This window comes from Neobacillus drentensis (assembly GCF_036966985.1).
GTDB classification, from domain to species: domain Bacteria; phylum Bacillota; class Bacilli; order Bacillales; family Cytobacillaceae; genus Neobacillus; species Neobacillus drentensis_E.
Window position 1 is genome coordinate 1 of record NZ_JBALSN010000149.1, and the last position, 9,007, is coordinate 9,007.

The window sequence follows — 9,007 nt, forward strand, 5'->3', positions numbered from 1 at the left end:
CAAAAGGCACAGGTAAAATCAAGAAATTTCCTTTTATGATAAAAATATGAATTTTATGGTTTATTCCCATTATTTATATTTAGGAAAACTATTTAATTCATAGTTGACATACATGTATATACAAGTTAGAATGAAAACGTAATCACAACTTGTATATACAAGACACGATATTTTACTGAAAACGTACCCACAACTTGTATAGAGAGTGAGAAAAAAATAGAAGATAGAAAATGGGGTTTTACCCATTTAAACAGGGGGAAAGAAAAATGTCGAACTACACAGATCCATCAAAAGATCTATTAAAGCACATTGGCGGTAAGGAGAACATTGCTGCGGTCACTCATTGTGTGACAAGAATGCGCTTTGTTTTAAACGATCCAAGCAAAGCCGATGTTAAAGAAATCGAATCCATTAAACTTGTAAAAGGTACATTTACCCAAGCTGGACAATTCCAAGTCATCATTGGGAACGAAGTATCTAGCTTTTATAATGAATTTGTCAAAATTGCTGGTGTGGATGGCACTTCTAAAGAAGAAGCAAAAGTAGCAGCACAACAAAATATGAACTGGCTGCAACGCATGATGGCCCACCTCGCTGAAATCTTCACACCTTTAATTCCAGCGCTAGTTGTAGGTGGTTTAATCCTTGGCTTTAGAAACATCATCGGGGATATCAAATTACTTGATGGTGGAACAAAATCGATTACCGAGGTTTCTCAGTTCTGGGCAGGTGTTCATGCCTTTCTTTGGTTGATTGGTGAAGCGGTATTCCACTTCCTTCCAGTCGGTATTACTTGGTCGGTTACGAAAAAAATGGGTGGTTCACAAATCCTTGGGATCGTCCTTGGTATTACACTCGTATCTCCGCAATTGCTTAATGCATATGCTGTAGCGGATGCGAAAGAAATTCCTTTCTGGGATTTCGGATTTGCAAAAATTGAAATGATTGGCTACCAAGCCCAAGTAATCCCTGCAATTTTAGCCGGATTAGTACTAGCATTCTTAGAAACAAGATTACGTAAAATTGTTCCTAATTCCATTTCCATGATCGTCGTTCCATTCTTAGCCTTAATTCCAACAGTGTTAATTGCTCATACAGTATTAGGTCCTATCGGCTGGAGTATTGGTTCAGGAATTTCTCATGTTGTGTATTCTAGCTTAACCTCAGCATTTGGCTGGATTTTTGCGGCAATCTTCGGATTTGCTTATGCCCCACTTGTTATCACTGGTTTACACCATATGACAAATGCGATTGACTTACAATTAATGAGTGAACTTGGCGGTACAAACCTATGGCCAATGATTGCTCTATCTAATATCGCCCAAGGTTCAGCTGTTCTTGCGATGATCTTTATTAATCGTAAAGATGAAGAAGAAAAACAAGTTTCGATTCCAGCAGCTATCTCTTGTTACTTAGGAGTTACAGAGCCAGCAATGTTCGGAATTAACTTAAAGTATGGCTTCCCATTCCTTGCTGCAATGATTGGTTCCATGATTGCAGGTGTTGTCTCCGTTGGCAGCCACGTTATGGCTAACTCTATCGGTGTCGGTGGTATTCCTGGATTCTTATCTATCCAGGGGCAGCATATGGCAATGTTTGCGATTGCTATGGTAGTAGCCATTGTGGTTCCATTCATTCTAACGATTGTCTTTGCTAAAACACGCATGAATAAATTTTCTTTTAAAAAATAACAGCAAAATCACATAGTTTGGAGGGAGACATACTCCCTCCTTTTCCTTATTAGAATACTTATAGGCAGGTGCTGGAAAATGACAACAGACTGGTGGAAAAAAGCAGTCGTTTATCAAATTTATCCGAAAAGCTTTAATGATACGACCGGAAATGGTACCGGCGATATTCAAGGCATCATTGAAAAATTAGACTATCTAAAACAACTAGGTGTGGAAGTCCTTTGGCTTACCCCTATTTATAAATCTCCACAACGGGATAATGGCTATGATATCAGCGATTACTACTCCATTCATGAAGAATATGGAACAATGGAAGACTTTGACTGCTTATTAGCAGAAGCCCACAAACGCGGCTTAAAAATCATTATGGATATCGTCATCAATCACACATCAACAGAGCATGAGTGGTTTAAACAAGCAAGAAGCTCGAAGGATAACCCCTATCGTGACTTCTATATCTGGAAAGATGGCAAGAACGGCCAAGAGCCAACGAACTGGGAATCAAAATTTGGTGGTTCGGCATGGGAATATGACGAGAACACCGAACAGTATTACCTTCATTTATTCGATGTTACCCAAGCAGACCTTAACTGGGAAAATGAAAATGTTCGTGCTGCCCTATACGAAATGATGCACTTTTGGTTAAAAAAGGGTGTCGATGGTTTCCGTCTTGATGTGATCAATTTAATTTCCAAAGACCAAAGCTTCCCTCAGGATGACAGTGATGGCCGTAAATTCTATACGGATGGACCAAAAATACATCAATTTTTACATGAGATGAACGAACAGGTTTTTTCCAAATACGACATTATGACAGTCGGTGAAATGTCATCAACTTCAATCGATAATTGCATTAAGTACACGAACCCAACAGAAGAAGAGTTAAACATGACCTTTAGCTTCCATCATTTGAAGGTCGACTATCCAAATGGTGATAAATGGACGAAAGCAGACTTTGACTTTCATTCTTTAAAACAAATACTATCTGATTGGCAAATGGGAATGAATCAAGGCGGCGGTTGGAACGCTCTCTTCTGGTGTAATCATGACCAACCACGGGTGGTTTCCCGTTTTGGAGATGATCAAAATTATCTTAAAGAGTCGGCGAAAATGCTGGCAACTGCCCTTCATATGCTCCAAGGAACTCCTTATATTTATCAAGGAGAAGAATTTGGGATGACCAATCCAAACTTTAACTCGATTGATGAATACCGGGATGTTGAATCTTTAAATATTTTTAACATCAAGAAAAATGAAGGCATGGATGAGCATGAGATCATTGAAATCTTGAAGCAAAAATCCCGTGATAATTCAAGAACACCTGTACAGTGGAATGCAACTTCGAATGCAGGTTTCACAAATGGGACTCCATGGATCCAAACAGCGCGTAATTTTCAGGAAATCAATGCGGAAAAGGCACTCAAAGATTCAAACTCTATCTTCTTCCATTATCAAAAACTGATTCAATTGCGAAAAGAGTACGATGTAATTACGGATGGAAAATATCAGCCGATTTCCAATGAGGATGATTCTGTATTTGCTTATTTAAGAACAAGTGATACGGAACAATTACTAGTCATCAATAATTTTTATGGCAAAGAGCATACCTTCGTCCTCCCCGCTCATTTACATCTTGAAGTGGATGATAGTGAGATGTTACTCTCTAATTATGAGGATTCGACTTCACTAAGCCAGGAAATCAATTTACGGCCATATGAGTCGATTGTGTATTACCTGAAAAGATGAACGGAGTTGTCATTATGACGAACAAGTATCTAACAATCTATAACATCATTGTCGAGCAAATTAAAAGCGGTGAAATCCCGCCCCAAATGCTTCTTCCCTCTGAAAACGAATTGAAGGACCAATTCGAGACATCCAGGGAGACGATCAGGAAGGCGTTAAATTTGCTTTCACAAAATGGCTATATCCAAAAAGTTAGAGGTAAAGGTTCGATTGTAATCGACATTAGCAAATTTGATTTTCCGGTTTCGGGGCTGGTAAGCTTTAAGGAACTTGCCAATAAAATGGGCAGTAAACCGAAAACGATTGTGAACGAACTTGAGTTAATCAAGCCGGATGGTTTTGTCAGACAGCAGCTTCAACTCGGCAGTAAAGACCTTGTATGGAAAGTCATTCGGACAAGGGAAATGGGCGGCGAGAAAATTATCTTGGATAAAGATTTCTTAGCAAAAAAACACGTTCCTTCCCTGACAGAGGAAATTTGTGCCGATTCAATTTACCAATACATCGAAAATGAATTGAACTTGACAATTAGCTTTGCCAAAAAGGAAATTGTCGTGGAGGAGCCTTCTCTAGAAGACCGATCCCTCTTAGACCTTGATGGCTTTCACAATGTTGTTGTTATCAAAAACTATGTTTATTTAGATGATGCCACCCTCTTTCAATACACTGAATCAAGACATCGGCCAGATAAGTTTCGCTTTGTCGATTTTGCACGTAGATCCCATTAATTTTAGTAAGGAGACCGCCATTCAAACGTGGCGGTCTCCTTTTTATTCCTTCATCCAATGATGTTTGCTACAATATAAGCAACCAAATTGTGAGGTGAACCTTGTATGTGCGGCCGATTCACATTAACAGCGACGTTCGAAGAAATCATTGATCGTTTCGATATTCAAGCCTTTATTGAACAAGAAAATTATGAGCCCAGTTTTAACATTGCTCCATCCCAAGCCGTCCTTGCTGTCATAAATGATGGGAAGTCTAATCGGATGGGATTCTTAAAATGGGGCTTGGTTCCGCCTTGGGCAAAGGATCCTGCCATTGGCCATAAAATGATTAACGCCAGAGCAGAAACATTAGCTGAAAAGCCCAGCTTTAGAAACGCCTTCAAAAAAAAGCGCTGTCTAGTCATTGCTGACAGCTTTTATGAATGGAAGCGGCATGAGGATAAAAGCAAAACTCCCATGCGGATTAAACTAAAGTCTGATGATATGTTTGCCATGGCGGGCATCTGGGAAGCTTGGAAATCTCCCGAAGGAAAAACACTCTATACTTGTTCTGTCATTACAACCGGACCCAATGAACTTATGAAAGATATTCATGACCGGATGCCTGTTATTTTAAAGCCGGACGATGAAAAAATCTGGCTGGACCCATCCGTGTCAAATCCCAAAGATTTAAACAAACTACTCGTCCCATTCGATGAAAGCCTAATGGAAACGTACGAAGTTTCTTCCTTAGTTAACTCACCCAAAAATAACTCAATCGGGCTTATTCAAAAAATTTGTTAATCCTTTTTAAAAAAATAGGCACTCTTTTTTAAAAATATTTTTTCAATATGGACAGGTTTACTACATGCACGTCCATGTTCCTACATATGATGTACTAACCCATAAAAGTTTTCCTTCTTAAAGAAAGTGGTTCGGCCACTTTCCTTTTTTTTATGGATAAAAATGGTCAGAAAATCTGGTAACTTTTCATTAATCTACAAAAATGGGGAAATATAAGTCATATTTACTTGATATAGATAAGGTTGGATGTATATGGGGATGAAAATGAAAAAACTGCTTTATCATTTAATAAAGGTTCGGGATAAAATTTTTATTCCATTTGTCCTTTTGTATATATTAATTGCAGCCTTAGGAATTTATATAATTGAACCGAAAACATTTAAAACATATATTACCGCTATCTATTGGGTGTTGACCACGCTGGCAACCGTAGGATTTGGAGACTATGCCCCCGTTACCCATGCTGGTAAAGTATATACCATCTTCCTGTATATCACTGGAATTGGACTTGTCAGTGTTCTAATTGGTAAAGTCATCGATTCGATCTATCTAGTTGATAAAATGAAAGTTGGAGGCAAAATGAAATATACTGGGAAAAATCATATTATCTTGATTGGTTGGAGTGCGAAGTCTAAATTAGCAATTGAAGAAATATTAAAATCTGATAAAAAAATAGAAATTGTTATTATTGATGATTTAGAAAAGGCTCCATTGATGGAGAAGCGGCTATATTATTTGCGCGGTGATGCCACCGATGAAGAAACCCTCCTTAATGCAAATTTACCGAAGGCCACAGGAGTGATTATTTTTGCCGACCAAATCACTCAGGATAATTATGCAACTACAGATCCCGTACTCGTGGACGGAAAAACATTATTAATAGCAACGGCCATTACTTCTATAGAAAAAAGTTTACATAAATCAATTCATGTCACTGCCGAAGTGATTAATCAAAAGCATATCCGATTATTTGAGCATGTAAATGTCGATGAGTTTATTCCTACTCAAGAAATGATTTCACACGCTGCGGTAAGATCTTTATTTTCCCATGGTGTCACACATATGTATTCTGAATTAATGAGCATTCAATATGGGGAAGCCATGTATGAAATTCCTACACGACCTGAATGGAAGACCTATCGGGATGCCTTTGTAGACCTTCTTAATAAAGGAGCAACCCTTGTGGCAGACCGGGGTGACCTTCATATAAACCAAAAGCTTGATAGTAGGATTCCTGAAGATGCTCAGCTTTTTGTGATATGTGATAAAGAGACAATTTCTCTTCTCCAATAGGATAACCGCATACGAAAAGGATGCTGCAGCGAGCATCCTTATTTAAATGGAATAATAATAAAAATAATTGGACTCTTTTTCAAAACCTACTTTTTCATAAAGCCGCTGCGCATTGTGATTCCCCTTACCTGTCTCCAGCATAATGCCTTTTGCTCCTGTTTCCTTTGCAAACTGAATCGCCTTATGTATTAATTGTTCTCCAGCACCCTTTCCACGGTATTGTTCCTTCACATACAAATCATTTAATACCCATGATCGCTTCATACTTACAGACGAAAAGGTTGGATACAACTGAACAAAACCAACAGCATTGCTCCCTTCAACCGCCAAAAAAACAATCGATTCTTCGTTCACTAATCTAGATTTTAAAAACTCTTGCGCACCCTCAATATCAGACTTTTGCTCATAAAAGACCCGATATAGATCAAATAACTCCGTTAACGATCCCAGTTCATCCATCGTTGCTCTTTGAATAATCATACGTAAATTCCTCCTTGTTTTTAAAATGATATGGAAGGATAATTTTAATAAGTGCAGAATATTTAAACATTATCAGACAACTAGTAATTTGTTAATTAATTTGCATTTTGAGGCTTGGGGGAAATAAGGATGAACGCACTGAACGTAAGGCTAGATTTGTTTGAAAAAATTATTCCTTTTAATCATAAGCTAGCACCATTATTTATTCGCGACAGCTTACATTCTATCATTCCAGAAGGAACAGAACGTATTTTCGTGATTGGAATAGGTTCAAATGTAATAAATGGTGACAGTCTTGGTCCATTTGTTGGTACCTTGCTTCATAATCTATATCCCCAACATTTAACAGTAGTCGGGAATCTTCAGACACCCTTAGATGCACAAACACTTGTCCCTGAGGTATCACAGATTACTATGCCCCAGAATAGTTTTGTCATTGCCATCGATAGTGTTCTAGGTTCAGAAAGTATCGTTAATTCCATCGTGGTTCGTGACGGGTCCATCCTGCCTGGGTCCGGTTTAGGAAAAAAACTTCCCCCGATTGGAGACTGCAGTATTATGGGGGTTGTGTTGGAAAATGATCCAACATTAGAATGTTCACTACTATCCACGAACCTTCATCTTATTTACACAATGGCCACAAATATCGCGAAAGGGATTTCCCTAGCTATCAGGCAATACTATAAATATCCATCGTTCCATCCAATTTTGCAACATTGCTAGTAAGCAACTGCACAATTTCTGAGCCATCTAATAATAACAGATATTTCAAATAATTGAAATTTTAGTGGCCCGGAAGCGTCTGATTCAGCGAATCAAAACAAAATAGCCCGGAAGCGCCCCGGACTATCACGTTTATTTACGATTTAGGCACTATTGCTTTTGCTCCCATAGATAATTTACCACAGCATTATATTGTTCCTTTGATAATGAACCTGGTGCAGACTTAGGCATATTCTTTTGGACAAATCCTAAAAGCTCTTCTTTCTTCTGAAAATCGGCATGGATTTTTGCTGAATCTAGTTTTACTTGACCACCTGTAATGTCGCCAGAGCTATGGCATGTGATGCAGCTTTTTTGAAAAATGTCATCTCCTGCAGATGCTGTAGCTGGTTCACTAGCAGGTTCACTAGTTGTTTCACTAGCAGGTTTGCTTGCGGGTTCTTTTGATGAATCATTATCATTACAAGCACTCAATAAACCAATCATGCAAATAAATAAACCCAAACCGATAATCCTTTTCAAGCTTTCACCCCTTTTGTGGTTTCCTAGGGGATTGCCTTCTTGGCAATAATAGCGGTATTTTGGCAATCACATAGGTAAAAATAAACATGCCCAATGACATCATATTTCTAAAGTCCTATGATTATTCCAGTATTATTTAGGTTAACTAACTGATATTTTTAGCAAAGAAAAAAGGATAGATATAGCAGACCCCCTGCTATAATCTATCCTTTTCTTCATTTTCTGTTTCTTCTTTATTGAACCAAAGCGGGTCATTATTGTCCTCTTCCCCATTATAGTTAATCAGGATTTCTTCCCCTGCTTTGATATCTTTGTATGCGTAAAAATCGAACGTGTGGTTTGGGAAATTAATTTCATATGTAGCATTCGGCTCATACGAATGGTTAAATAGCATTCCATACCCTAAAAGAAGTGCGGTGTGGTTAATTCCATATTCAAACGCATAATCAGCAAGCAGCGTTTTTTCAATATGAACATGCTCCTCATTTGGATAAGGAATAACTGGTGCTTCATGAATTAGCTCCCCTTTTGCGATATCCCGAGTCGCAAATACCCCTCTATTTAATTCCCCATCACTAAGCTTGGATGTCTTAATCTCAATCATGTTAATCACCTATTAAATTCTTTCCAATGAAGTTTTTACTCTTTATATAGCTTGCCATTAACTAAACAAGAAAGCAAATGTTTTTTGCTTCCCCCACTTTTTCAGGTTCTTTTTTGAAGAGGCAAATCATAAAATGAGAATATACGTTCGCAACTAGAGGAGGGTACAAATGGGGAATTTGATTACGGGTGAAATGTTGGTGAAGTATTACGAGTTGAATAAGCAGAAAAAAGAAATAGAGATGGAAATGAATGCATTAAAGGATGCTTTTCAAAATTACTTTAATAATCTAGTCGGTACTGATCACAAAGGTGAAATTACCATTAGTGGCTATAAACTCCAAAGGCAAATTCGCAAAACTGAAAAATATGATGAAGCTGAAACCATTAAAAGATTAGAAGAATTACAGATGAATGAGCTCATCCAGGTAGTGAAAA

The 9,007-nt window shown here is 38.0% G+C and carries 9 protein-coding genes and 1 pseudogene; 7 read left to right on the plus strand and 3 right to left on the minus strand.

Translation table 11 applies throughout. The features are described from left to right. Window positions 1-266: 266 nt before the first annotated feature. The 5 genes from treP to V7659_RS10350 all read left to right on the plus strand — a co-directional run bounded on the left by treP (window position 267) and on the right by V7659_RS10350 (window position 6,241). Window positions 267-1,691, plus strand: coding sequence for a PTS system trehalose-specific EIIBC component (treP, locus tag V7659_RS10330; protein WP_335539904.1), 1,425 nt, complete (start codon window positions 267-269; stop codon window positions 1,689-1,691). A 78-nt stretch (window positions 1,692-1,769) separates the two neighbouring features. Further along, the gene (gene treC / locus V7659_RS10335) at window positions 1,770-3,437 is read left to right on the plus strand and encodes an alpha,alpha-phosphotrehalase (protein ID WP_335539906.1); all 1,668 of its coding nucleotides are present in this window, start codon (window positions 1,770-1,772) and stop codon (window positions 3,435-3,437) included. A gap of 14 nt (window positions 3,438-3,451) precedes the next feature. Then, window positions 3,452-4,165 (plus strand): trehalose operon repressor, encoded by a 714-nt coding sequence (gene treR / locus V7659_RS10340; protein WP_335539909.1) that lies wholly within the window; start codon window positions 3,452-3,454, stop codon window positions 4,163-4,165. Window positions 4,166-4,270: 105 nt separating this feature from the next. After that, on the plus strand, window positions 4,271-4,948 hold the full coding sequence (locus tag V7659_RS10345; protein ID WP_335539910.1) for an SOS response-associated peptidase: 678 nt from the start codon (window positions 4,271-4,273) through the stop codon (window positions 4,946-4,948). A 264-nt stretch (window positions 4,949-5,212) separates the two neighbouring features. Further along, a complete protein-coding gene (locus V7659_RS10350) occupies window positions 5,213-6,241 on the plus strand; it encodes an ion channel (protein WP_335539912.1) in 1,029 nt (342 codons plus the stop codon). A gap of 42 nt (window positions 6,242-6,283) precedes the next feature. Here V7659_RS10350 and V7659_RS10355 read toward each other — a convergent pair whose 3' ends face one another. Further along, window positions 6,284-6,721, minus strand: coding sequence for a GNAT family N-acetyltransferase (locus V7659_RS10355; protein WP_335539913.1), 438 nt, complete (start codon window positions 6,719-6,721; stop codon window positions 6,284-6,286). A gap of 129 nt (window positions 6,722-6,850) precedes the next feature. On the opposite strand from V7659_RS10355, the gene yyaC reads away from it, so the two are divergent. Next, entirely contained in the window at window positions 6,851-7,444 is a 594-nt protein-coding gene (gene yyaC / locus V7659_RS10360) for a spore protease YyaC (RefSeq protein ID WP_335539914.1), read from the plus strand. A 150-nt stretch (window positions 7,445-7,594) separates the two neighbouring features. On the opposite strand, the gene V7659_RS10365 is transcribed toward yyaC, so the two are convergent. Both V7659_RS10365 and V7659_RS10370 read right to left on the minus strand, forming a co-directional pair. Then, window positions 7,595-7,966: a c-type cytochrome gene (locus V7659_RS10365; protein ID WP_335539916.1), complete on the minus strand. Its 372-nt coding sequence runs from the start codon at window positions 7,964-7,966 to the stop codon at window positions 7,595-7,597. Between the two features lie 196 nt (window positions 7,967-8,162). Then, the gene (locus V7659_RS10370) at window positions 8,163-8,570 is read right to left on the minus strand and encodes an SET domain-containing protein (protein WP_335539919.1); all 408 of its coding nucleotides are present in this window, start codon (window positions 8,568-8,570) and stop codon (window positions 8,163-8,165) included. Between the two features lie 169 nt (window positions 8,571-8,739). Here V7659_RS10370 and V7659_RS10375 point away from each other — a divergent pair. Continuing rightward, window positions 8,740-9,007, plus strand: a pseudogene (locus tag V7659_RS10375) (hypothetical protein); the annotation flags it as partial.